This window comes from Rhodococcus pseudokoreensis (assembly GCF_017068395.1).
GTDB classification, from domain to species: Bacteria; Actinomycetota; Actinomycetes; order Mycobacteriales; family Mycobacteriaceae; genus Rhodococcus_F; species Rhodococcus_F pseudokoreensis.
Map to the genome: position 1 here is coordinate 675,806 of NZ_CP070619.1, position 22,472 is coordinate 698,277.

Annotated in this window: 20 protein-coding genes; 7 read left to right on the top strand and 13 right to left on the bottom strand. The window is 68.6% G+C overall.

The annotated features are described in order from the left end of the window. Positions 1 to 52: 52 nt before the first annotated feature. From JWS13_RS08575 to JWS13_RS08600, 6 genes are all read right to left on the bottom strand, one after another. A complete protein-coding gene (locus JWS13_RS08575; protein WP_124393012.1) occupies positions 53 to 826 on the bottom strand; it encodes a DivIVA domain-containing protein in 774 nt (257 codons plus the stop codon). 108 nt (positions 827 to 934) lie between these two features. Continuing rightward, complete coding sequence (gene coaD, locus JWS13_RS08580) at positions 935 to 1,429, bottom strand: pantetheine-phosphate adenylyltransferase (RefSeq protein ID WP_015890262.1); 495 nt, start codon at positions 1,427 to 1,429, stop codon at positions 935 to 937. After that, entirely contained in the window at positions 1,426 to 1,992 is a 567-nt protein-coding gene (gene rsmD, locus JWS13_RS08585) for a 16S rRNA (guanine(966)-N(2))-methyltransferase RsmD (RefSeq protein WP_206005279.1), read from the bottom strand. Before rsmD ends, coaD begins: the two co-directional genes overlap by 4 nt. Further along, positions 1,989 to 5,393, bottom strand: coding sequence for a pyruvate carboxylase (locus tag JWS13_RS08590; RefSeq protein ID WP_206005280.1), 3,405 nt, complete (start codon positions 5,391 to 5,393; stop codon positions 1,989 to 1,991). Before JWS13_RS08590 ends, rsmD begins: the two co-directional genes overlap by 4 nt. A gap of 134 nt (positions 5,394 to 5,527) precedes the next feature. After that, positions 5,528 to 7,786 (bottom strand): ATP-dependent DNA helicase RecG, encoded by a 2,259-nt coding sequence (recG, locus tag JWS13_RS08595; protein WP_206005281.1) that lies wholly within the window; start codon positions 7,784 to 7,786, stop codon positions 5,528 to 5,530. A gap of 8 nt (positions 7,787 to 7,794) precedes the next feature. Beyond that, positions 7,795 to 9,474, bottom strand: coding sequence for a DAK2 domain-containing protein (locus tag JWS13_RS08600; protein ID WP_206011544.1), 1,680 nt, complete (start codon positions 9,472 to 9,474; stop codon positions 7,795 to 7,797). Positions 9,475 to 9,709: 235 nt separating this feature from the next. Between JWS13_RS08600 and rpmB the strand changes: the two genes are divergently transcribed. After that, positions 9,710 to 9,901 carry a 50S ribosomal protein L28 gene (gene rpmB / locus JWS13_RS08605; RefSeq protein ID WP_005240429.1) on the top strand — a complete coding sequence of 64 codons (192 nt, stop codon included), beginning with the start codon at positions 9,710 to 9,712 and terminating at the stop codon, positions 9,899 to 9,901. Positions 9,902 to 10,049: 148 nt separating this feature from the next. After that, a complete protein-coding gene (locus JWS13_RS08610) occupies positions 10,050 to 10,838 on the top strand; it encodes an enoyl-CoA hydratase/isomerase family protein (protein WP_206005282.1) in 789 nt (262 codons plus the stop codon). A gap of 74 nt (positions 10,839 to 10,912) precedes the next feature. Here JWS13_RS08610 and JWS13_RS08615 read toward each other — a convergent pair whose 3' ends face one another. Genes JWS13_RS08615 through JWS13_RS08625 form a run of 3 tightly spaced genes read right to left on the bottom strand, consistent with a single transcriptional unit; the run spans position 10,913 to position 13,002 of the window. After that, positions 10,913 to 11,590: a uracil-DNA glycosylase gene (locus JWS13_RS08615; RefSeq protein WP_206011545.1), complete on the bottom strand. Its 678-nt coding sequence runs from the start codon at positions 11,588 to 11,590 to the stop codon at positions 10,913 to 10,915. Next, on the bottom strand, positions 11,587 to 12,108 hold the full coding sequence (locus tag JWS13_RS08620; protein WP_206005283.1) for a gamma carbonic anhydrase family protein: 522 nt from the start codon (positions 12,106 to 12,108) through the stop codon (positions 11,587 to 11,589). Before JWS13_RS08620 ends, JWS13_RS08615 begins: the two co-directional genes overlap by 4 nt. A gap of 9 nt (positions 12,109 to 12,117) precedes the next feature. Then, on the bottom strand, positions 12,118 to 13,002 hold the full coding sequence (locus tag JWS13_RS08625) for a thiamine-phosphate kinase (protein ID WP_241032140.1): 885 nt from the start codon (positions 13,000 to 13,002) through the stop codon (positions 12,118 to 12,120). A gap of 285 nt (positions 13,003 to 13,287) precedes the next feature. Between JWS13_RS08625 and JWS13_RS08630 the strand changes: the two genes are divergently transcribed. Together JWS13_RS08630 and JWS13_RS08635 are read left to right on the top strand one after the other, a co-directional pair. Beyond that, entirely contained in the window at positions 13,288 to 13,521 is a 234-nt protein-coding gene (locus tag JWS13_RS08630; protein WP_206005284.1) for an Lrp/AsnC ligand binding domain-containing protein, read from the top strand. A 2-nt stretch (positions 13,522 to 13,523) separates the two neighbouring features. Beyond that, positions 13,524 to 14,120: a DUF3515 domain-containing protein gene (locus JWS13_RS08635; protein ID WP_206005285.1), complete on the top strand. Its 597-nt coding sequence runs from the start codon at positions 13,524 to 13,526 to the stop codon at positions 14,118 to 14,120. 19 nt (positions 14,121 to 14,139) lie between these two features. Here JWS13_RS08635 and JWS13_RS08640 read toward each other — a convergent pair whose 3' ends face one another. The 3 genes from JWS13_RS08640 to JWS13_RS08650 form a co-directional block, all read right to left on the bottom strand. Then, positions 14,140 to 15,249, bottom strand: a complete 1,110-nt coding sequence (locus tag JWS13_RS08640; RefSeq protein ID WP_206005286.1) for a D-alanine--D-alanine ligase family protein — start codon at positions 15,247 to 15,249, stop codon at positions 14,140 to 14,142. 95 nt (positions 15,250 to 15,344) lie between these two features. Next, a complete protein-coding gene (locus JWS13_RS08645; protein ID WP_206005287.1) occupies positions 15,345 to 16,469 on the bottom strand; it encodes a cystathionine gamma-lyase in 1,125 nt (374 codons plus the stop codon). A gap of 5 nt (positions 16,470 to 16,474) precedes the next feature. After that, positions 16,475 to 17,473 (bottom strand): NAD(P)H-dependent glycerol-3-phosphate dehydrogenase, encoded by a 999-nt coding sequence (locus JWS13_RS08650; protein WP_124392757.1) that lies wholly within the window; start codon positions 17,471 to 17,473, stop codon positions 16,475 to 16,477. 171 nt (positions 17,474 to 17,644) lie between these two features. Here JWS13_RS08650 and cofC point away from each other — a divergent pair, with 171 nt between their 5' ends. The 3 genes from cofC to JWS13_RS08665 all read left to right on the top strand — a co-directional run bounded on the left by cofC (position 17,645) and on the right by JWS13_RS08665 (position 21,590). Beyond that, positions 17,645 to 18,346, top strand: a complete 702-nt coding sequence (cofC, locus tag JWS13_RS08655; RefSeq protein ID WP_338050745.1) for a 2-phospho-L-lactate guanylyltransferase — start codon at positions 17,645 to 17,647, stop codon at positions 18,344 to 18,346. A gap of 68 nt (positions 18,347 to 18,414) precedes the next feature. Continuing rightward, positions 18,415 to 20,619: an RNA degradosome polyphosphate kinase gene (locus JWS13_RS08660; protein WP_124392755.1), complete on the top strand. Its 2,205-nt coding sequence runs from the start codon at positions 18,415 to 18,417 to the stop codon at positions 20,617 to 20,619. Between the two features lie 35 nt (positions 20,620 to 20,654). Continuing rightward, positions 20,655 to 21,590, top strand: a complete 936-nt coding sequence (locus JWS13_RS08665) for an NUDIX hydrolase (protein WP_206005289.1) — start codon at positions 20,655 to 20,657, stop codon at positions 21,588 to 21,590. Between the two features lie 103 nt (positions 21,591 to 21,693). On the opposite strand, the gene JWS13_RS08670 is transcribed toward JWS13_RS08665, so the two are convergent. Next, positions 21,694 to 22,392: an HU family DNA-binding protein gene (locus JWS13_RS08670; RefSeq protein WP_206005290.1), complete on the bottom strand. Its 699-nt coding sequence runs from the start codon at positions 22,390 to 22,392 to the stop codon at positions 21,694 to 21,696. Positions 22,393 to 22,472: the final 80 nt, after the last annotated feature.

Here is a 22,472-nt window from a genome sequence, read left to right on the forward strand (position 1 = left end):
CACGATACGCAATGAGCGCGGTGGAGCCAAATTCGGTCGCTAGTTCGGACGCTCAGCGGCGGCGCTCGGCGCGGCGGTCGTCGACGTCGTAGTCGGAGGCGTAGTCGGGAACACCCGAACCGGTCCGCAACTGCTGACGCCCCCGCCCCACAGACCGGACGGTGCCGTTGAGGAAGTCCTCGAACTCCGCGAGCTTCGTGTCGACGTACAGGTCGCAGTCCGAGCGGAGACGATCCGATTCGGCGTGCGCGGAATCGATCACCCGCGCCGACTCTGCGTGGGCGGCCTGGACGACCTCCGTCTGCGAGACGAGCCGTGCCTGCTCGGCCGTGCCCTCCGCGACGGACCTCTCGTAGGACGCCTTGCCCGACTCGATCATGCGATCGGCCTCGGACCGCGCCCGGCCCGTGAGTGCGTCGTACTCCCGCTGACCTTCGGCGACGGAGGACTCGGCCTCGGCGCGTGCGTCGGTGACCAATTGCTCGGCGTGAGCGCGGGCCTCGGCCACCATCCGGTCGGCCTGCGCCTTCGCGTCCGCCAGGATGCGATCGGCGTCGTCGCGGGCGTTCTCGATGGTGGAGTTCGCCTCGGCGTTGGCGCTGGAGACGGTCTTCTCCGCGTTGGCGCGGGCATCCCCCACGAGTTTGTCCTTGTGGTCGAGGACGTCCTGGGCGTCGTCGAGTTCACCGGGAATCGCATCGCGCACGTCGTCGAGCAGTTCGAGGACGTCGCCGCGGGGAACCACGCAGCCGGCGGTCATCGGTACGCCGCGTGCCTCTTCGACAATCGCGACAAGTTCGTCGAGCGCCTCGAATACCCGGTACACAAGCAACCCCAATCGTCGATGACCCTCAGCAGGTCGGCGCAGCCTTCCTCGTGCAAGTCTGCACGACAGGACGCCGTGGGTGGCTCCTGGCAGCCGGTGTGTCGGGTATCAGCTGCTCTCGGCGGCGCGCTCGGCGATCCTGGTGAGAAGGCGGGCGTGCACCTTCTCGGGGAGCATGTCGGAGACGTCGCCACCGAAGGTGGCCACTTCCTTCACGAGCGAACTCGACAGGTAGCTGTAGGTGGGGTTGGTCGGGATGAAGAGGGTGTCGACGCCACTGAGCTTCTGGTTCATCTGCGCCATCTGCAGCTCGTAGTCGAAGTCGTTGGCGCCGCGCAGGCCCTTGACGATCGCCGTGATCCCTTGCTGCTTGGCGTAATCCACCAGAAGGCCGTGCCAGGAGGAGACCCGCACGTTGGGCAGATCGGCGGTCGAGTCTTCGAGCATCTCGATGCGTTCCTCGACGGTGAAGAGGCCACGCTTGTTCTTGTTGACCATGACGGTCACGATGACCTCGTCGAACTGCGCGGCAGCTCTGCCGATCACGTCAAGGTGGCCATTGGTCACGGGGTCGAAGGATCCGGGGCAGACAGCGCCAGTCATGAGTCCAGACCGTAGCAGGTCGCCAATTCGATTCTCGCCTCGCCGTACTTCTTCGCCTTGACGGGCGCGAAGCCGTCGGGCCAGGCCGTCTCGGGTGACCTCGACGACCGCTCGAGCACCACGATCGAGCCGTCGCCGACCCAGCCGTTGACCCGCAGGTGCCCGAGGACCGTCTGCACCGCCGCATCGTCGACGGCGTACGGCGGATCCGCCATCACCAGGTCGTACGGCCGGTCGGCGGTGCCCGCGAGCACCGCGGCCACCGGAGCGCCGCGGACTTCCGCACCGGGCAGACCGACCGTCGTCACGTTGTGCTTGATGATGCCCGCCGCCTTCGAGTCGGACTCGACGAGGACGACGCGATCCGCACCCCGGGACAGCGCCTCGAGGCCGAGCGCCCCCGATCCCGCGTAGAGATCGAGGACGGACGCGCCCTCGAGGTCCATTCTGCTGTGCAGTGCGCTGAACAATGCCTCGCGGACCCGGTCCGAGGTGGGCCGGGTCCCGCTCGGCGGGACCCGCAGGCGTCGACCGCCTGCGAGTCCCGCGATGATCCGAGTCACTCGCTCGCGGACTCCCCTGTCGCCACGACGGCGAGGAGGTCGCCGCCCTCCACCTGCTGGACCGATCCGATGGCCAGCCGGGAGACGGTGCCACCACGGGGTGCGGTGATGGCCGCTTCCATCTTCATGGCCTCGATGGTGGCGATCGTGTCGCCCGCGGCGACGTGCTGGCCCTCGGCGACGGCGAGGGTCACCACACCGGCGAACGGCGCAGGCACGTGGCCGGGGTTGTTCTTGTCGGCCTTCTCCGCGGCGGGGATCTCACTGGAGATCGACCGGTCACGCACCGACACCGGACGCAACTGCCCGTTGAGGATGGCCATGACGGTGCGGTAGCCCCGCTCGTCGGGTTCGGAGATGGCCTCGAGCCCGATGAGCAGCTCGACACCCTGCGCGAGGCGGACCCGGTGCTCGTCGCCGCGGCGCAGTCCGTAGAAGAACTGGTTCGCCGACAGTTGCGAGGTGTCGCCGTACTTGTCCCGGTGCTCGAGGAATTCCTTCGTCGGGCCGGGGAACAGCAGCCGGTTCAGCGTCGCGCGGCGTTCCTCGGACGTGCCGGCGAGGGCCTTCTCGTCCTCCGCGGACAGCGGGACCTCGGGCTTGGCGTCGCCGCGGCCTTCGAGTGCCCGGGTGCGGAACGGTTCCGGCCAGCCGCCGGGCGGGGTGCCCAGTTCGCCGCGCAGGAATCCGACGACCGAGTCGGGGAGGTCGAACTTCGCCGGGTTCTCCTTGAACTCCTCGGTGGAGGCACCGGAGCCGACGAGGTGCAGGGCGAGGTCGCCGACCACCTTCGACGACGGGGTGACCTTCACCAGGCGGCCGAGCATCCGGTCGGCGGCCGCGTACTTGGCCTCGACCTCCTCGAACTTGTCGCCGAGCCCGAGGGCCACGGCCTGCGTGCGCAGGTTCGACAGCTGACCGCCCGGGATCTCGTGCGTGTAGACCCGTCCGGTGGGGGCGGGCAGCCCGGACTCGAACGGGGCGTAGACCTTGCGCAGCGCCTCCCAGTACGGCTCGAGGTCGCACACCGCCTGCAAATCCAGGCCGGTGTCGTGCTCCGAGTGCGCCGCCGCGGCCACGATCGCCGACAACGCCGGCTGGCTGGTGGTGCCGGCAAGGGCGGCCGACGCGCCGTCGACGGCGTCCGCGCCCGCCTGCCACGCGGCCAGGTACGTCGCGAGCTGTCCGCCCGGAGTGTCGTGGGTGTGCACGTGCACGGGCAGGTCGAAGTTCTTGCGCAGCGCGGTCACCAGGGTGGTGGCGGCCGGGGCGCGGAGCAGTCCGGCCATGTCCTTGATCGCGATGATGTGCGCACCAGCCTCGACGATCTCCTCCGCCAGGCGCAGGTAGTAGTCGAGGGTGTACAGCTTCTCGTTCGGGTTCGACAGGTCGCCGGTGTAGGACAGGGCGACCTCGGCGACCGACGTGCCGGTCTCGCGGACCGCGTCGATGGCCGGCCGCATCTGGTCGACGTTGTTGAGGGCGTCGAAGATGCGGAAGATGTCGATGCCGCTGTTGGTGGCCTCCTCGACGAACGCCCGCGTCACCTTCTCCGGGTACGGGGTGTACCCGACGGTGTTCCGGCCGCGCAGCAGCATCTGCAGGCAGATGTTGGGCACGGCCTCACGCAGCGCCGACAGCCGGTACCAGGGGTCCTCGTGCAGGAACCGCAGCGCCACGTCGTAGGTGGCACCGCCCCACGCTTCGATCGAGAGCAGTTCCGGCGTCATCCGGGCAACGTGCCCGGCGACGTCGAGCAGACCGCTGGTGCGCACGCGGGTCGCGAGCAGCGACTGGTGGGCGTCGCGGAACGTGGTCTCGGTGACCGCGAGTGCCTTCTGCTCCCGCAGCGCCTTGGCGAATCCCTCCGGCCCGAGGGCGAGGAGCTTCTGGCGGCTGCCGTCCTGCGGCGGGGCGGACAGATCGATCTGGGGCAGCTTGTCGCGCGGGTACACCGCGGACGGGCGCTCGCCGTGCGGCTTGTTGACCGTCACGTCGGCGAGGTAGGACAGGATCTTGGTGCCGCGGTCGGCGGAGCTGCGCAGCGTGAGCAGCTCGGGACGCTCCTCGATGAACGAGGTGGTGACCCGTCCCGCCTTGAAGTCGGGGTCGTCGAGCACGGCCTGCAGGAACGGGATGTTCGTCGACACGCCGCGGATGCGGAACTCGGTGACCGCGCGGCGGGCGCGGGCGACGGCGGTTTCGAGGTCGCGGCCGCGGCAGGTGAGCTTGACGAGCATCGAGTCGAAGTACGCGCCCACCTCGGCGCCGAGGGTCGCACCGCCGTCGAGACGGATGCCCGCGCCACCCGGTGTGCGGTACGCGGTGATCCGGCCGGTGTCCGGACGGAACCCGTTGGCCGGGTCCTCGGTGGTGATGCGGCACTGCAACGCCGCACCGCGGAGCTTGACCTTGTCCTGGCTCAGGCCCAGATCGGCGAGGGTCTCCCCCGACGCGATCCGCAGCTGCGACTGCACGAGGTCGACGTCGGTGACCTCTTCGGTGACGGTGTGCTCGACCTGGATGCGCGGGTTCATCTCGATGAACACGTGGTTGCCGCGGGTGTCGAGGAGGAACTCGACGGTGCCCGCACAGGAGTAGTTGATCTCCTTCGCGAACGCGACGGCGTCCGCGCAGATCTTCGCCCGCAGCTCTTCCGGCAGGTTCGGGGCCGGTGCGAGTTCGATGACCTTCTGGTGGCGGCGCTGCAGCGAGCAGTCCCGCTCGAACAGGTGAATCACGTTGCCCTGACCGTCGGCCAGGATCTGGACCTCGATGTGCCGCGGGTCGACGACGGCCTGCTCGAGGAACACCGTCGGATCACCGAACGCCGACTCGGCCTCGCGGGCAGCGGCCTCGATGGACTCCTTGAGCTGCGCCCGCTCGGCGACCCGGCGCATGCCGCGGCCACCGCCGCCGGCGACGGCCTTGACGAACAGCGGGAACTGCATGGTCTCGGCCGCGGCCAGCAACTCGTCCACATCGGCGGACGGCTCCGACGACGCCAGCACCGGCAGACCGGCCGCCTTCGCCGCGGCGATCGCGCGCGCCTTGTTGCCGGTGAGCTCGAGCACCTCGGAGGAGGGACCGACGAACGTGATGCCCGCCTCGGCGCACGCGGCGGCGAGATCCGGGTTCTCGGAAAGGAAGCCGTAGCCGGGGTAGATGGCGTCGGCGCCTGCCTGCTTGGCCGCGGAGACGATCTCGTCGACGGAGAGGTACGCCCGAACCGGGTGTCCCTCCTCGCCGATCTGATAACTCTCGTCGGCCTTCAGACGGTGGATCGAGTTCCGATCCTCGTACGGGAACACCGCAACCGTTCCAGCACCTAGTTCGTAGGCGGCACGGAAAGCGCGGATCGCAATTTCGCCACGGTTGGCGACCAGGACTTTGGAGAACATTGGAGCAAACTACCCCGTCGAAGACGGCCGTGGAGAACAGGCATCCCACATTGCAAGATTCTCCACAAACTTCACAAAGATGCCCCTGACGTGTGCGAATTCTGCAACAGACCCGAAACAGACGTGCGAAGTTCTCACGTTTTCTCCAAATATTCGATGCGGTCGGCGTCGAGCGCCGACGTCACCATCGCCGACAGCCCCGGGTGATTTTCGAGCCGCGGATCGACGGCGATCACCGACCGCGCGAACTCGGATGCCGCCGCGATGACGTCCTCGTGGCCGAGCAGCGACAACAGCCGCAGCGTGGATGTCGTGCCCGACTGCGCCGCACCGAGGATGTCGCCCTCGCGGCGGGTGGCGAGGTCGAGTTGCGCGAGTTCGAAGCCGTCGTTGGTCGACGCGACGTTCGACAGTCGCTCGTAGGCGGGGCCGCCCGGGTTCATTTCCGTGACGAGAATGCACAGGCCCTGGTGTCTGCCCCGGCCGACGCGGCCGCGCAGCTGGTGCAGCTGACTGACACCGAACCGGTCCGCGTCGACGATCACCATGATCGTCGCGTTCGGGACGTCGACGCCGACCTCCACCACCGTGGTGCACACGAGGACGTCGATGTCGCCGGCCGTGAAGTCGCGCATCACGGCGTCCTTCTCGTCCGCGGGCAGCCTGCCGTGCAGCAGTCCCACCCGCAGGTCGGCCATGATGTCGCTGCTCAGTTCCTCGAACACGTCGACGGCGGACTTCGTCTCGGGCGCCTTCTCGTCGAACGTGTCCTCGCCGTCGCCCTTCTCGCCGTCGCCGATCCGTGAGCACACGACGTACGCCTGCCGCCCGTCGGCGACGTCCTCGCGGATCCGTTCCCACGCCCGCGCGACCCACTGCGGCTTCTGGGACGCCGGCACCACACTGCTCTTGATCGGGGAACGCCCCTTCGGCAGCTGGCGCAGCGTCGACACCTCCAGATCGCCGAGCACCGTCATCGCGATGGTGCGGGGAATCGGGGTCGCCGTCATCACCAGCAGGTGCGGGCTCAGCCCCTCCCGCGCCCTCGACCGCAGCCGGTCGCGCTGCTCGACACCGAACCGGTGCTGCTCGTCGACGACCACCATCCCGAGGTTGAAGAACTCCACGTTGTCCTGGATGAGGGCGTGCGTGCCGATGACGATTCCGGCGTCGCCGGTGATCGCCTCGTTCATGGCCGTCCGCTTGGCGGCGACGCCCATCGACCCCGTCAGCAGCGCCACCCGGGTCGCCTTCTCGTGCGCCCCGAGTTCCCCGGCGGTCGCGAGGGATCCGAGCATCGCCCGCAGCGACCGCGCGTGCTGCGTGGCGAGTACCTCGGTGGGCGCGAGCAGCGCGCACTGGTAGCCGGCGTCGACCACCTGGAGCATGGCGCGCAACGCCACGATCGTCTTGCCCGAACCGACCTCACCCTGCAACAGCCTGCTCATCGGGTGCGGTTGCGCCAGATCGGCGGAGATCTCGTCGGCGACCGAATGCTGACCGTCGGTGAGCTGGAACGGGAGCATGCTCTCGAACACGTCCGCGATCCCGCCGGGCACGGGCGGGCACGCCGGCGCGACCCGCTCGGCGTTGTCGTGGCGGCGACGGGCGAGCACCAGTTGCAGCGCGGTCGCCTCGTCGAACCGCAACCGGTCGTGGGCGTTCTCGACGTCCTCGCGGGTGTCGGGCAAATGGACCGACCGCAGAGCTTCGTCGAGTCCGATCAGGTCCCGTTCGGCCCGGATGTTCTCCGGCAGCGGGTCGTCGACGTGGTCGAGCTGGTCCAGGATCTGGCGGACGCATTTCATGATCGTCCAGCTCTCCACGTCCCGGGTGGCGGGGTAGAGCGGGATCAACGCGCGGTCGAACACCGACATGTCGACCCCGGCTCCGGCTTCCTGCGACGCCCGGGCGATGCCCGCGAGGTCCCCGGCGCCGCGGATCCGGCCGACGTTCACGACGGGGTCCTCGCTACCCGCGCGCGGTTCGGGAAGGACGAGGTAGCTGGGGTGGGTGAGGCTCCATTTGCTGCGGAAGTACTTCACCGTTCCCGAGAACATCGCGCGCACGCCGGGCTTGATCACGTGCTTGACCTTCTGCGGACTGAAGAAGGTGACGTCCACGTTCTGGGTGTCGGTCGACAGGACCACCTTGAGCATGCTGCCCGGCCGGTTCTTCATCTTCACGACGGCCGCGGACGTGACCCGGGCGATGATCGTGATGTGCTCGCCCTCCGGCGGGTCCTTCTCGGCGAGTTCCCGGCCCTGGGATGCGTACCGGTGCGGGTAGTGCCGCAGCAGGTCCTCGACCGTGCGGATGGCGAACGCCTCCTCGAGCGCGTCGGCGGTCTTCTTCCCCAGCAGATGATCGAGCCGGTCGGACAGTGTGGCCATCGAATTCCTCATTCCACCCCGAGTTGCAACAGATCTCCAGGTTGTCCTCCGTGGTAGATCATCACCTCGACGCCGGGGTGCCGCTGCGAGATGTGATCGGCCAGTTCGGTGTCGAGCCCCTCGGGCGCTTCCGAGCCCATCAGGAGTGTCACCAGTTCTCCACCCGCCCCGAGGACGAGGTCGACGAGCCGGCGGCCGGCGGCGACCGCGTCCGGTTCGATGACGATCACCTCGTGACCCATCAGTCCGATGCCGTCTCCGGGTTCGCACGTGCCCACGTAGGTGAGGGCACGTTCGCGGGCGATCCGCAGCGACCCCCAGCGGGTGGCGGCGGCGGCCTCGGACATCGCGAACGCGTCGTCCACCGCCTCGCGCTCGGGATCGTGCACCGCCAGGGACGCGAGTCCCTGCACCATCGCGGACGTCGCGAGCAGCAGGACCTCGTGCCGGGCGTCGCGCGCCGCGGCGCTGACCGCGACGAGTTCCTGTGCCGTCAACGCGCCGTTGGGGAGCACCAGCACTTCGGTGCGTCCCATCTGCCGGATGACGCCGAGGAGCTGGGCGCGGGTGACGGGGGCGTCGTCGCAGCGCAGGATCGTCGCGCCCTCGCTCGCGAACAGTTCGGCGGCGCCGTCCCCGGCCACGACGGCGACGATTCCCCGCTCGCCCTGATCGGGCCGGGTCCGGACCGGCGGAAAGAGCAGCCCCTGGTCCCGCGCGTCCACGAGAAAGCTGCTGACCCGGATTCCGTGGACGCGCCCCGCAGCGAGTCCGGCTTCCACGGCGGCGCCCGCGTCCGTGCAGTGCACGTGCACCGACCAGCCGCCGCCGCCGTCGCCGACGATCACGATCGAGTCCCCGAGGTCGTTCAGTGCGCTGCGCAGCCCCGCCATCCGGGCCTCGTCGGACTCCGCCACCAGGTACATCACCTCGAAGTCCTGGTCGGCGCCCTCGTCGCAGTCGGGTCCCGGATGCGCGTGCGCGGCCTGCGGCGCGGCCACGGACACGGGTTCGGCGCGGCGTGCGGACGGCGTGCGCCGCGGAACGTGGAGTGCGATCGGTGGACGATCCGGCGGCGCACCCGTCACGGCGGTGACGAGCGCGTCGAGAATCACCACGAGTCCGAGTCCGCCCGCATCGACGACGCCCGCGGTGCCCAGCACCTCGAGTTGCGACGGCGTCCTGGTGAGCGCGGCTGCCGCCGCGTCGGCCGCCGCCCGCGCGGTGTCCGCGATCGGCGCCTCGTCCGGGAACTCCGCCGCAGCGTCGGCGGCGCAGCGCAGCACGGTGACGATGGTCCCCTCCACCAGGTAGCTCACCGCGTCCGTCACCAGGTTGGTGGCCATCAGCAGTCCGGTCCGGACCGTCCGGGTGTCCACGGCGGAGGCGACCGCCGCTTCCGCGACCCCCCGCAGCACCTGGGACAGGATCACCCCGGAGTTCCCGCGCGCGCCTGCGACCGCACCCCGGGCCAGGGCGATCGCCACCTGCCGGACGTCCTTGGTGCCGCCGTCGGCGCCCGCGTACTCGTCGATCGCGCCCAGCGCCGCACGCATCGTGAACAGCAGGTTCGTGCCCGTGTCCGAGTCCGGGATCGGAAAGACGTTGAGGCTGTTGATCTCCTCGCACCGCCGTTCCAGTCCGGCGACGGCGGTCCGCGCCCACGACTCGAGGACTCGACCGTCCATCGGGAGCTCAGGGGCCACTGTCGTCCTCTCCGGCCGGGGAATGGGAAGGTGCCGCCAGACTAGTCGGGGGACGGTGATCGGGCCCGCGGTCCGAGCCGTTCGGGACCGGGTTTGGCCATTCCCCACTCGAGCGGCTACTCTTGCACGGTTGCCTCGTTAAGGGCGCACTTGCTGTGCCCTGTTTCCACGAGGCCAGCAAATTTCACAGTTCACTATCTTGAAGGAGTTCGCGACTATGGCTGCCGTCTGCGACGTATGCGCCAAGGGGCCCGGCTTCGGTAAGTCGGTCTCGCACTCGCACCGGCGTACCAACCGTCGCTGGAACCCGAACATTCAGACTGTTCGTGCCGAGGTTGCCCCCGGAAACACCCGGAAGGTCAACGTCTGCACGTCCTGCCTGAAGGCTGGAAAGGTTGCTCGGGGCTGACCCGACGCTGCGTGCGATGTCACTGCGCCCCCGACACTTCGGTGCCGGGGGCGCAGTTCTTTTCTGTCACGACTGCGCCCCGCTTCGGCATCGTCGCAGCGCATCGGGGCACGTCGGGCACCGGCAGGGGCCCACGTAGGGTGCAACGGTGACTTCTCTCGATGGATTCAGCAAAGTACAGCTCGAAGACGGCGTCCTGCGCGTCACGATCGCGACGGCGGAGAACGGCACCTCGCTGGACGGCGAGGGCTTGGTGCAGGGTGCCCGCGCACTGGAAGCGGTCGGTGACCGGATCGGCAGCGTCCTCCTCGTCGGTGAGGGCCCGAACTTCTGCGCGGGCGGCAACGTCCGCGCCTTCGCGTCCGCACCGGTGCGCAGCGAATGCGTCGCCGAGGTGGCGGGCGTCTTCCACGACTTCGTCCGGGCGCTCGACGCCGTGACCGTTCCGGTGATCGCCGGTGTCCACGGCTGGGCGGCGGGCGCCGGCATGAGCCTCGTCTGCCTCACGGACGTCGCGATCGGCGGCCCCGGCACCAAGCTGCGCCCCGCCTACCCGTCGATCGGGTACACACCGGACGGCGGCATGTCCTGGACCCTGCCTCGCATCGTCGGCGATGCCCGTGCGCGGGAGATCCTGATCACCGACGCCGTTCTCAGCGGTGACGAGGCCGTGCGCCTCGGCATCCTCAGCCGCCTCGTCGGCGACGACGTCGTCCAGGACGAGGCGCTGCGTCTGGCCCGCACCCTCGCGGCCGGCCCGACATCGTCCTACTCGGGGATCAAGACACTCGTGCGCGATTCGCGGTCCCGCACTCTCGCCGAGCAACTCGACGCGGAGGCCGAGTCGATCGCCGCTGCGGCCGACAGTCCGGTGGGACGCGAGGGCGTCGACGCCTTCATTGAAAAGAGGCGTGCCGATTTCGCGTCAGTGAAGTGAAGAGACGTGCCGATTTCGCGTCGGTGAAGGAAACTCAGGACTGACGAGGTCGTACGAGCCGTCCCGGCGGCGGCTTACGGCAGCTGCCAGTTCACCGGTTCCGCGCCCAAGCCTTCGAGGAGTTCGTTCGCGCGGCTGAACGGCCGCGAACCGAAGAATCCGCGCGACGCCGACAACGGTGAGGGGTGCGCCGACTCGATCGTCGGCACGTCGCCGAGCATCGGTTTCAGGGTGGACGCGTCCCGGCCCCACAGAATCGCAACGAGGGGTTCGGGGCGCGCCACGAGAGCGCGAATGGCCTGTTCGGTCACTGCCTCCCAGCCCTTCTTCCGGTGCGAGGCCGGGAGTCCCGGCTGCACGGTGAGGACCCTGTTCAGCAGGAGCACACCCTGGCGGGACCACGGGGTGAGGTCGCCGGTGGTCGGCGTCTGGTAGCCGAGGTCCTTGCTGTACTCGGTGAAGATGTTGCCGAGGCTGCGCGGAACCGGCCTCACCTCCGGAGCGACCGAGAAGCTGAGACCGACGGCGTGACCGGGTGTGGGGTACGGGTCCTGGCCCACGATCAGGACCTTGACCTCGGAGAACGGGTGGGTGAACGCCCTCAGGACGTTCTCACCGGCGGGGAGGTACTCACGACCGTCGGCGATTTCTGCGCGCAGGAATTCGCCCATCTCCGTGATCCGTCCGGACACCGGCTCGAGTGCCTCGGCCCATCCGGCCTCGACGAGGTCCGACAGCGGCGCCGCCATCAGTCGAGCCTGCGCAGCGACTCGCGGTAGTAAGCCGCGTTCGCGGCGTACATCTTCACGTTCCTGTCGAGGTGCCCCTCGGGGACCTCGTAGTTCTGCCGGATCTTCGCGGGGACGCCGAGCGCCATGCTCCGCGGCGGAACCTCGAACTTGAACGGGACGACGGCGCCTGCTCCGACGATCGACCCTTCGCCGATGACCGAACCGTTGAGCACGATCGAACCGGACGCGATCAGGCAGTGGTCGCCGATCGTCGATCCCTCGATGTGCGCCGCGTGGCCGACGACGCATCCCGAGCCGATGACGGTGGGATCGAACACCGTGCAGTGGATCACGGTGCCGTCCTGGATGTTGGTGTCGGCGCCGACGGTGATGGTGCCGTAGTCGGCGCGGAGCACGGCCTGCGGCCACACCGAGGTTCCCGCCGCCAGGGTCACGTTTCCGATCACCACGGCGTCGGGGTGGACGTAGGCGTCCGGATGGATGTCGGGTTCGCGGTCCCCGAGCGCGTAGATAGCCATGCGTGCAACCTATACCGCGAAACTCTGCCAGCCGCCGGCCCCCGGCCAGGTCTCGCCGTCGACCGAGATGCCGGACCCGTCGTGGACGCCGCCGATCCGGGTCCACCCTGTCGGAAGCGGGACGTCGGCGGGGAAGGTGGCGGTGAAGCCGTGGTCCTCTCCCCCGGTGAGCACCCATTCCCAGTGGTCGGCACCGAGACTCTTCGCCGCCGACACCAGTTCCGGTGACACGGTCATGTCGGATCGGGTGAGCGACATCCCGACTCCGGACGCGTCGCAGATGTGGCCGAGATCCGCGAGGAGTCCGTCGGAGATGTCGGTCATCGCGTGAACACCGCCGTCGGCGGCGGCCCAGGCCGCGGCATACGGCGGGGTGGGGACGCGGTGCGCGGCGAGAAGGTCCGGGAAATTCGTGGATCCGCCGAGCAGCAGCGCGAGACCGGCCGCCGATCGGCCGAGTTCCCCGGCCACCGCGACCACGTCACCCGGCCGCGCGCCCGACCGCCGGATCGGACTCCTGCCGCCCAGATCACCGAGGACGGTGACGGAAATCACGACCTGGGCGGCCTGCACGAGATCCCCGCCCACGACGCCGGCTCCGAGTTCCTCGGCGCTCTCCCCGATCGCCGCGGAGATGCCGTCCGCCACGTCGATCGGCGTGTCCGGCGGCAGACCGAGGGATACCAGGAACGCCGTCGGTCGCGCACCCATCGCCGCGACGTCGGCGGCGTTCTGGGCCACCGCCTTGCGGCCGATGTCTCGCGGCGAAGACCAGTCGAGGCGAAAATGCCTGTCCTGCACCAGCATGTCGGCGGACACCGCTACCCGGCCGTCGGCCGCGCGGACGAGTGCAGCGTCGTCTCCGGGGCCGATCAGGGTGGTCGGGGGCTGCACCCGGCCGTCCACCGCACGGCCGATGACGGCGAATTCGCCGACGTCGGCGACGGTGCGGGGCGGAGTCGGGTCCGGGGAATCCGTCGGTGTGATGGTGTGCCTCCAGGCGCGCCGTAGTGTCGGGTGACCCGCGCGACGGCCGTGGGTCCGGTCGACGGAATGTGCGACTGCGGTACCTTTTAGCTGTTGCCGGGACTACTCGGCACGTGACCGATCAGCGCGCCGAAGCACCCGCGACTCTACCGAGATACCTGCGGGGCGGAACAGGGAAGGGCCGGAGCGAGAGTGCAAGCGTTCATCCTGATCCAGACCGAAGTCGGCAAGGCTGCGGCGATCGCGACCGAGATCGCGAAGATCACCGGAGTGCGGACCGCGGAGGACGTGATCGGACCGTACGACGTCATCGTGCGGGTGTCCGCCGACGACGTCGCTCCCGTCGTCAAGGAGATCCGTCAGATCGCCGGCATCACCCGCACCCTCACCTGCGATGTCCCCGAAAAGTCTGCGAACAAGAACTGAGCATGTCCGATCACGAACCCGAACAGAACAAATCCGACGGCACTTCCGGCCCGGCTCCCGCGGAGCGACGGAATCCGGCGCTCATCGCGACGGCCGTGGCACTACCCGTTGCCCTGATCATCGGCATCGTCGTCGCCGCGGTGGTTGCCGGGCGGAACCCGGCCAAGGAACCCGTGTCGCTGGGTCCGGTGCCCGCGCCGGCGTCCGGCTCCGCGGAGTGCGCCGCCCTGATGGCGGGCCTCCCCGACGCGCTGGGCGACTACACCCGGGCGGAACTCACCGAACCCGCACCCGAGGCGACCGCCGCGTGGCAGCCGGCCGAGGGTGAACCCCTCGTGCTGCGGTGCGGCCTGGACCGTCCCGCGGAGTTCGATCAGGCGTCAGCGCTGCAGGTGATCGACGGGGTGCAGTGGTTCGAGATCTCCGGTGCGAGCGCCGGAATCGACGCGAGCAGCTATTTCGCCGTCGACCGCGGCGTGTACATCGGACTCACGGTTCCTACCGGGGTGGGCCCGACGCCGCTCCAGGACATCTCCGGCGCCGTGTCGCAGGCACTGCCGCAGAAGCCCCTCGATCCGGCGCCGGTCGCCAATCCCTGAGCGCAGGACCGCCGTTTCGCTACCGCAGGCCGGTACCGCGCGCGAGGGCGGTGTCGACGAGGGTCGAGACGAGGGTGCCGTAGTCGACGCCCACCGCGTCCCACATGCGCGGGTACATCGAGATCGACGTGAATCCCGGCATGGTGTTGATCTCGTTGATCACCGGGCCGTCCTCGGTGACGAAGAAGTCGACGCGCGCGAGTCCCTGGCAGTCGAGCGCGGAGAATGCGCGCACCGCGAGTTCGCGGATCTCGTCGCTGACCGAGTCCTCGAGTTTCGCGGGCACGTCGAACTCGCACACGTCGTCGAGGTATTTGCTGTCGAAGTCGTAGAACGCCTCGTCGTCTTCGTCGGTGCCTTCCGGCATCCGGATCTCGGCGATGACGCTGGCCCGCACCTCGCCGTCCGGGAACTCGAGGACTCCGCACTCGACCTCGCGGCCGTGGATCCCCGATTCGACGATCACCTTGGGATCGTGCCTGCGAGCGTGGGTGATGGCGTCGTCGAGTGTGGCCCAGTCGGCCACCCGGGTGATGCCGATGGACGACCCGCCGCGGGCAGGTTTCACGAACACCGGGAGGTGGAGGCGCGACTTCTGTTCGTCGGTCAGCGTGGCGGTGCCGGGGCGCAGGACGACCTGGAACCCGATCGGCAGGCCTTCCGCGGCGAGCAGTTTCTTCGTGAATTCCTTGTCCATGCCTGCCGCGCTCGCGAGCACGCCGGGACCGACGTACGGGACACCGGCGAGTTCGAGCAGGCCCTGGATGGTGCCGTCCTCGCCGTAGGCGCCGTGCAGGACAGGGAAGACGACGTCGACGGACGCCAGGATCTTGCCCGCTTCGCCGTCGTCGAGGGCGACGAGGTCGCCGGACCGTGTCGGATCGGCGGTGAGCGCCAGTGCGGACCCGTCGGCATCGACGCTGGGCAGCGCGCGGCCGCGGATGGACAGCGTCTCGGGGTCGGTGGAGCCGAGAACCCACGAACCCTCGGTGGTGATGCCGATCGGCACCACCTCGTACCGTTCCGGGTCGAGGTTCCTCAGGACGCTTCCGGCCGACACACAGGACACGGAATGCTCGTTGCTGCGGCCACCGAAGATGACGGCTACCCGGGTACGCGGTTTACTCACGACACAAACCGTACCGTCGCCGTGACCCACTCACCGCACCCACCTCTCCTCACGTTTTCTTCGCCGACCTCAGGACACGACGGGCGGCACGCACGTCACAATGCGGACAATGCACTCTCGAGATCGGCGACGAGGTCGTCGGTGTCCTCGATTCCACACGAGAGCCGCACGAACCCGTCGGGCACGGGGTCACCCCATCGGGCCCGGCGGTCGGCGGTCGTGTGGATACCCCCGAAACTCGTCGCCGGTACGAGGAGGTCGCTGCCGGCCACGAGCCGGTGGAACTGTTCGGCGGAGTCCACCTCGAACGTCACCAGCCCGCCGAACCGGCTCATCTGCCCGGCGGCGACGGCATGCGCGGGATCACCCGGCAGCCCCGGGTACCGGACGCGGTGGGCCGCCGGGTGCGTCTCCAGCAGGGCCGCGAGCGCCAGGGCGTTGGCGCATTGCCGCTCGAATCGCAGCCCCGCCGTTCCGAGGCTCCGGTGGGCGAGCCACGTCTCGAACGGGCCCAGCACCGTGCCCGACAGCGCCCTCTCGCGTTCCATGCCGGCCAGGAAGTCGGCGTCCGACGCGGCGATATACCCCATGAGCAGATCACTGTGCCCGCTCAAAGTCTTTGTGCCACTCGCGACTACCACGTCTGCGCCCAGCTCGAGCGGTTGCTGGCCGAGCGGGGTGGCGGTCGTGTTGTCCACCACGAGAACGGCGCCCGCGTTCGCGCACTGCTCGGACACGATCCGCAGATCCACCACGTCCAGGGACGGGTTGGCCGGCGTCTCGGCCACCACGACCGTCGTCCCCTCGGCGGAGGCCAGCAGTGCGTCGGCCGCCTCGCCGGCCATGTCGACGGTCCGCAGTTCGTGCACGGTGATGCCCATCGGCTCCAGACGCTCCCGCGCGTACGCGCGCACCTGGTAGTAGCCGTCGGACGGCACGACAACCGTGTCGCCTGCGGTGAGCAGACTCCGCAGCACGACGGTGATCGCCGACATCCCGGAGCCCACGACGAGCGCGCCCGCGGCGCCCTCGAGCGTCGCCAGTGCCGATTCGAGGTCACGCCAGCCCGGGTTGGAGGCGCGCGCATAGGTGTCGGATTCGCTCCCCTCGTCCGAGCTCAGCTGGTACGGCGCCGCGAACACCGGACCCCTCTGCATCGGGGAACCGGGAACCTGCTCTGCTGCAACGGCTTTGACGCAGCGGGTCGAATCTCCACTCACGTGCGTCACTCCGGCTTCGTGCGGCGGCCGAGCAGCTGTCCGATCGCATCCTGCACCGCGAGCCCCTCGTGGCACACCCGGTGCACGGCGTCGGTCAGCGGCATCTCGACGTCGTAGCTGGAGGCCAGAGCCCGCACCGACGAGCACGATTTGACGCCCTCGGCGACCTGACCGTGGGTGGCCGCCTGGGCGCTCTCGATCGATCCACCCTGACCGAGACGTTCCCCGAACGACCGATTCCGGGACAGGGGCGACGTGCACGTGGCGACCAGATCGCCCACCCCGGCGAGACCCGCGAGGGTGGCTGGTTTCGCACCGAGCGCAACTCCGAGCCGGATGATCTCGGCGAGACCGCGAGTGATGATGCTCGCAATCGTGTTCTCGCCCAATCCGATTCCCGATGCCATACCGCAGGCGAGGGCGATGACGTTCTTGCAGGCGCCGCCGATCTCGCACCCGATGACATCCGAATTCGTGTACGGCCGGAAGTATCCGGTGGCCGAGGCCTTCTGCAGTTCCAGCGCCCGCGTCGAATCCGTGCACGCGACGACCGTGGCCGCCGGCTGACCGATCGCGATCTCCCGGGCCAGATTGGGCCCGGACAGCACGGCGACGCGTCCCGGATCCGCGCCGGTGACCTGAATGATCACCTGACTCATCCGCATGAGGGTGCCGGTTTCGATGCCCTTGGCGAGACTCAGCATCGTCGCGTTCGCGGGGATCATCGGACTCCAGACCTGCAGGTTGTCGCGCAGGGACTGCGACGGCACCGCGAGGACGACGATGTCCGCGCCGTCGAGCGCGGCCCGCGCATCGTCGGTGGCGGTCAACGACGGAGGCAGGGCGATGCCCGGCAGGTAGTCCGCGTTCTCGTGCCGCGTCACGATCGATTCGGCGACCTCGGCGCGTCGCGCCCACATGGTGACATCGGTCCCGGCGTCGGCCAGGACCTTCGCAAATGCAGTCCCCCATGAACCCGCTCCCAGTACCGCAGCCTTGCTCACACAGCCCCCTCGTCGTTCGTTACCCGATGCGTCGCCCACAGTATTGCCGATGCCGAGGTCGGGCGCCGCCCCGCTACCGAACTCGTTCGCTGCTCAGCCCCGACCCGGGCGTCCGGCGCACCACCCGGCGCGGGCTGGCAAGATATCCGCATGAGCACAGCGACCCGATCCGTGGCGCCGCGCGCGCACGTACTCGTCGCGGTGAAGGAACTCCACGCGGCCAAGACGCGACTGTCGGGCGTCTTCGACACGGACGACCGCACCGGACTGGTGCTGTCGATGCTGCGCGACACTCTGGCCGTCGTCAGCGACGTCGCGACGGTCGTCGGTGTCACCGTGGTCACGCCGGATCCCGCGGTGGCCCGGCTCGCACGCAGCGTCGGCGCGCACGTCTACGCCGACCCAGCCCCCGTCGCCGCCGAAAGTCGTCCGGAGGAGAGCGGCACCGAGCACGGTCTCAACGCGGCACTGGCCGCCGCGGCCGAGCACGTCCGCCGCAACGAGAGCGGAGTCGACGTCGTCGCACTGCAGGCCGACCTTCCGTCACTGCGCGGCGGCGAATTCGGCGAAGCACTCGCCGCGGCGAGAACCGGCGGCAGGTCGGTGGTCGTCGACCATCACGGCACCGGAACGGCCGCACTGTTCTCCTGCGACCCGGCGATTCCCCTCGATCCCCGGTTCGGACCGGGATCGGCGAGGCGGCATCTCGACTCCGGGGCCCGTCCTCTCGACGGCTACTGGCCAGGGCTGCGGACCGACGTCGACACCGCCGACGATCTCGATGCCGCGCAGGCTCTCGGCGTCGGACCTGCGACGCGTGCCGCCCTCGACGCGCTCGAGCACACCCCACCCTCGCGCTGCGGAAACGAATAGCCCGCGCACGCCGTGTGAATTTGCCCCATCGATTGTCCGCGGCCGAATTCTCGAGGGATGATCGTGGGGTGAGCAACCGAGAAGCACTCGATCACCCGACCGACGTCGACGGAAAGAACGGAACCCGCGACGGGATCGTGACGGCCAACCCCACGAACGTTCCGATGGCTCCCCCCGCTGCGACGAGTGCCCTCACGAGCGCGCTGACGGACGGGCTCCCCGAAGATCGTTACCTCAACCGTGAACTCAGTTGGCTCGATTTCAACGCCCGGGTGCTCGCCCTCGCCGAGGACACGTCGCTGCCGCTGCTCGAGCGCGCCAAGTTCCTCGCCATCTTCGCGTCCAATCTGGACGAATTCTTCATGGTCCGGGTCGCGGGACTCAAGCGCCGCGACGAGACCGGCCTGTCCGTGCGATCCGCCGACGGCCTCTCCCCTCGCGAGCAACTCTCCCTGATCGCGACCCGCACCCAGGAGATCTCGGAGAAGGCCGCGCGGGTGTTCCTCGACTCCGTTCGTCCTGCGCTTGCCGCCGAAGGGATCTCCATCATCGGATGGGACGAACTCACCGACGACGACCGCGAGCGACTGTCGGTGCATTTCCAGGACCAGATCTTCCCGGTGCTCACCCCACTCGCCGTCGACCATGCCCACCCGTTCCCGTACATCAGCGGCCTGAGTCTCAACCTCGCCGTGACGGTGAAGGATGCGCTCACCGGTGGCGAACACTTTGCGAGGGTCAAGGTTCCGGACAACGTGGGACGGTTCGTCCGCGTCCGCCGCGACGAGACACCGTCCTCCATCGACGCGTTCCTGCCCCTGGAAGATCTGATCTCCGCTCACCTCGACATGCTGTTCCCGGGCATGGAGATCGTGGAGCACCATGCCTTCCGCATCACGCGCAACGCCGATTTCGAGGTCGAGGAAGACCGCGACGAGGATCTTCTGCAGGCCCTCGAGCGTGAATTGGCGCGCCGCCGCTTCGGTTCCCCGGTGCGACTCGAGGTCGCGGACGACATGACCGAGCACATGCTCGACCTTCTCCTGCGCGAACTCGACGTCGATCCCGGCGACGTCATCCAGGTGCCCGGACTGCTGGATCTGTCGTGCCTCTGGCAGGTGTACGCGGTCGACCGGCCCGCGCTCAAGGACGCTCCGTTCGTGCCGGCAACGCATCCGGCGTTCGGCGAGCGGGAAACACCGAAGAGCGTCTTCTCGACCCTCCGCGACGGCGACGTCCTGGTCCACCACCCGTACGACTCGTTCTCCACGAGCGTGCAGCGCTTCATCGAGCAGGCCGCCGCCGACCCTCAGGTCCTGGCGATCAAGCAGACCCTCTACCGCACGTCCGGCGACTCCCCCATCGTCGACGCATTGATCACCGCCGCCGAGGCGGGCAAACAGGTTGTGGCACTGGTCGAGATCAAGGCGCGGTTCGACGAGCAGGCGAACATCAAGTGGGCCCGCAAGCTCGAACACGCGGGTGTGCACGTGGTGTACGGGCTGGTCGGGCTCAAGACCCACTGCAAGACGTGCCTCGTCGTCCGCCGCGAAGGGTCCACCATCAGGCGTTACTGCCACATCGGCACCGGCAACTACAACCCGAAGACGGCCCGGCTGTACGAAGACATCGGTCTGCTCACCGCGGCGCCGGAGATCGGCGCCGACCTCACGGACCTGTTCAATTCGCTCACCGGCTACTCGCGGAAGACGCAGTATCGCAACCTCCTCGTCGCGCCGTACGGTGTGCGCCGGGGAATCATCGAGCGGATCGACGGTGAGATTGCGCACAAGTTGCGGGGTGAAGACGCCGGAATCCTCCTGAAGGCCAACGCCTTGGTCGACGAACAGGTGATCGACTCGCTCTATCGCGCATCCAAGGCCGGTGTGCCCGTCGAGATCGTCGTGCGTGGCATCTGCGCCCTCAAGCCCGGAGTTCCCGGACTGAGCGAGAACATCCACGTCCGGTCGATCCTCGGCCGTTTCCTCGAGCACTCGCGAGTCTTCCATTTCCGCGGCGCCGACGAATTCTGGATCGGCAGCGCAGACATGATGCACCGCAACCTCGACCGACGCGTCGAGGTCATGGCGCAGGTGAAGGATCCTCGCCTCACCGCTCAGATCGGCGACATCGTCGACTCGGCGCTCGATCCCGTCACGCGGTGCTGGGTGCTCGGGCCCGACGGCCGGTGGGTTCCGTCGCCGGCACACGGCGAGGAGGTACGCGACCACCAGGAGGCCATGATGCGTAAACGAATGGGCACCGGATCCTGATCGCGGCGCACCCGCGGCAGTAGGGAAGGAACTCGGTGAGCAGCACATCCGGCAAACCGGTCAAAGCCAATATCTTCGCGGCGGGAGCAGTGCTGTGGCGAAAGTCTCCCGAGAATCCCGACGAGATCGAGATCGCGGTCATTCACCGGCCCAAATATGAGGACTGGTCGTTTCCCAAGGGAAAACTCGACCCCGGTGAAACCGCTGTGGTGGCAGCACTGCGCGAGGTGGAAGAAGAGACGGGTATTCGCGGGCGCCTCGGCAGGCATCTCGGCGCGTTGACCTATCCGATTCCCGGGCACCGCCGGTTGAAACGAGTCGAATACTGGGCGGCCGAGGCCCGCGCCGGCGAATTCGTCGCCAACAGCGAAGTGGACGTGATGCGGTGGCTTCCGGTACCGGAGGTGGCCGATCAGCTGTCCTATCCCATGGATCGCAAGATGCTCCGCCGGTTCACGGCTGGGCCGCCCGACACCGCGACCGTGCTGCTGGTGCGGCATGCCAAGGCGGGAAGCCGGAAACGGTACAAGGGCGACGACGCGACCCGGCCCCTGGACGCGAACGGCGTACTGCAGGCCGACGCGCTCGTAGCCCAGCTCGAGGCGTTCGGGGCCACCGACATCACGTCGGCCGATCGGACGCGGTGCACGCAGACGGTCGACCCGCTGGCTCGCGCGCTGGACACGACCGTCCGGTTGGATCCGCTGCTGTCCGAGGAGAGTTACACCGCCGACCCGGCAGCCACCCGTACCCGCGTCCGCAAGATCGCCGCGCTCGGCGGGGTTCAGGTGATCTGCAGTCAGGGCGGCGTCATTCCCGATCTGCTCGACTGGTGGGCGGACATCGACGGCGTCGCACTACCCCCGGCACGGAACAGGAAGGCGAGCACCTGGGTGCTCTCCCTGTCCGGGGGCAAACTCATCGCCGCCGACCACATCGACAGCCCTCTGCCTCCCACGCGGAAGGACTGAGCGCCACCGACCGGATTTCATCCGGGAACGACGACGACACAGACAGGCGCCAACCCCCAGGGTCGGCGCCTGTCTGTGTTCGGGAAGACCCGTGTGCGCTGTCTTACTTGGCGCGCTTCGCGGGAGCCTTCTTCGCTGCCGTCTTCTTTGCAGCCGTCTTGGCCGGAGCCTTCTTGGCCGCAGTCTTCTTCGCAGCCACCGTCTTGGCGGGAGCGACCTTCTTCGCGACGGTCTTCTTCGCTGCCGCCGTCTTGGCCGGAGCCTTCTTGGCCGCAGTCTTCTTCGCAGCCACCGTCTTGGCGGGAGCGACCTTCTTCGCGACGGTCTTCTTCGCTGCCGCCGTCTTGGCGGGAGCGACCTTCTTCGCGACGGTCTTCTTCGCTGCCGCGGTCTTGGCCGGTGCAGCCTTCTTGGCGGCGGTCTTCTTCGCTGCCGTCTTCTTGGCAGCAGCCTTCTTGGCGGCGGCCTTGGTGGCGGGCGCCGCTGCGCCGCGCTTGACTGCCGGACCGGTGGCCGGAAGCTTCTGGCCGCCAGCGATAACCGCCTTGAACTGAGCGCCCGGACGGAACGCCGGCACCGACGTCGGCTTGACCTTGACGGTCTCACCCGTGCGCGGGTTACGCGCGACACGTGCCGCACGACGCCGCTGCTCGAAGACGCCGAAACCGGTGATGGTCACGCTGTCGCCGCGGTGCACTGCCCGGACGATCGTGTCCACGACATGCTCGACAGCTTCCGTTGCCGTGCGCCTGTCCGTGCCCAGTTTCTCGGTCAGAACATCGATGAGCTCTGCCTTATTCATTGAAATTCCTCCGCGAACTAATGGTCCATCATCGGACCGACTACGAACTACGGTAAACCTGAATACCGCAGGAGTCTATG

What these genes read in the sequence shown, in the direction of transcription:
- JWS13_RS08590 (WP_206005280.1), bottom strand. Translation starts at nt 5,393, where the DNA reads ATGTTCTCCAAAGTCCTGGTCGCCAACCGTGGCGAAATTGCGATCCGC.
- JWS13_RS08620 (WP_206005283.1), bottom strand. Translation starts at nt 12,108, where the DNA reads ATGGCTATCTACGCGCTCGGGGACCGCGAACCCGACATCCATCCGGAC.
- recG (WP_206005281.1), bottom strand. Translation starts at nt 7,786, where the DNA reads ATGGCCACACTGTCCGACCGGCTCGATCATCTGCTGGGGAAGAAGACC.
- rpmB (WP_005240429.1), top strand. Translation starts at nt 9,710, where the DNA reads ATGGCTGCCGTCTGCGACGTATGCGCCAAGGGGCCCGGCTTCGGTAAG.
- JWS13_RS08670 (WP_206005290.1), bottom strand. Translation starts at nt 22,392, where the DNA reads ATGAATAAGGCAGAGCTCATCGATGTTCTGACCGAGAAACTGGGCACG.
- JWS13_RS08600 (WP_206011544.1), bottom strand. Translation starts at nt 9,474, where the DNA reads ATGGACGGTCGAGTCCTCGAGTCGTGGGCGCGGACCGCCGTCGCCGGA.
- coaD (WP_015890262.1), bottom strand. Translation starts at nt 1,429, where the DNA reads ATGACTGGCGCTGTCTGCCCCGGATCCTTCGACCCCGTGACCAATGGC.
- JWS13_RS08635 (WP_206005285.1), top strand. Translation starts at nt 13,524, where the DNA reads ATGTCCGATCACGAACCCGAACAGAACAAATCCGACGGCACTTCCGGC.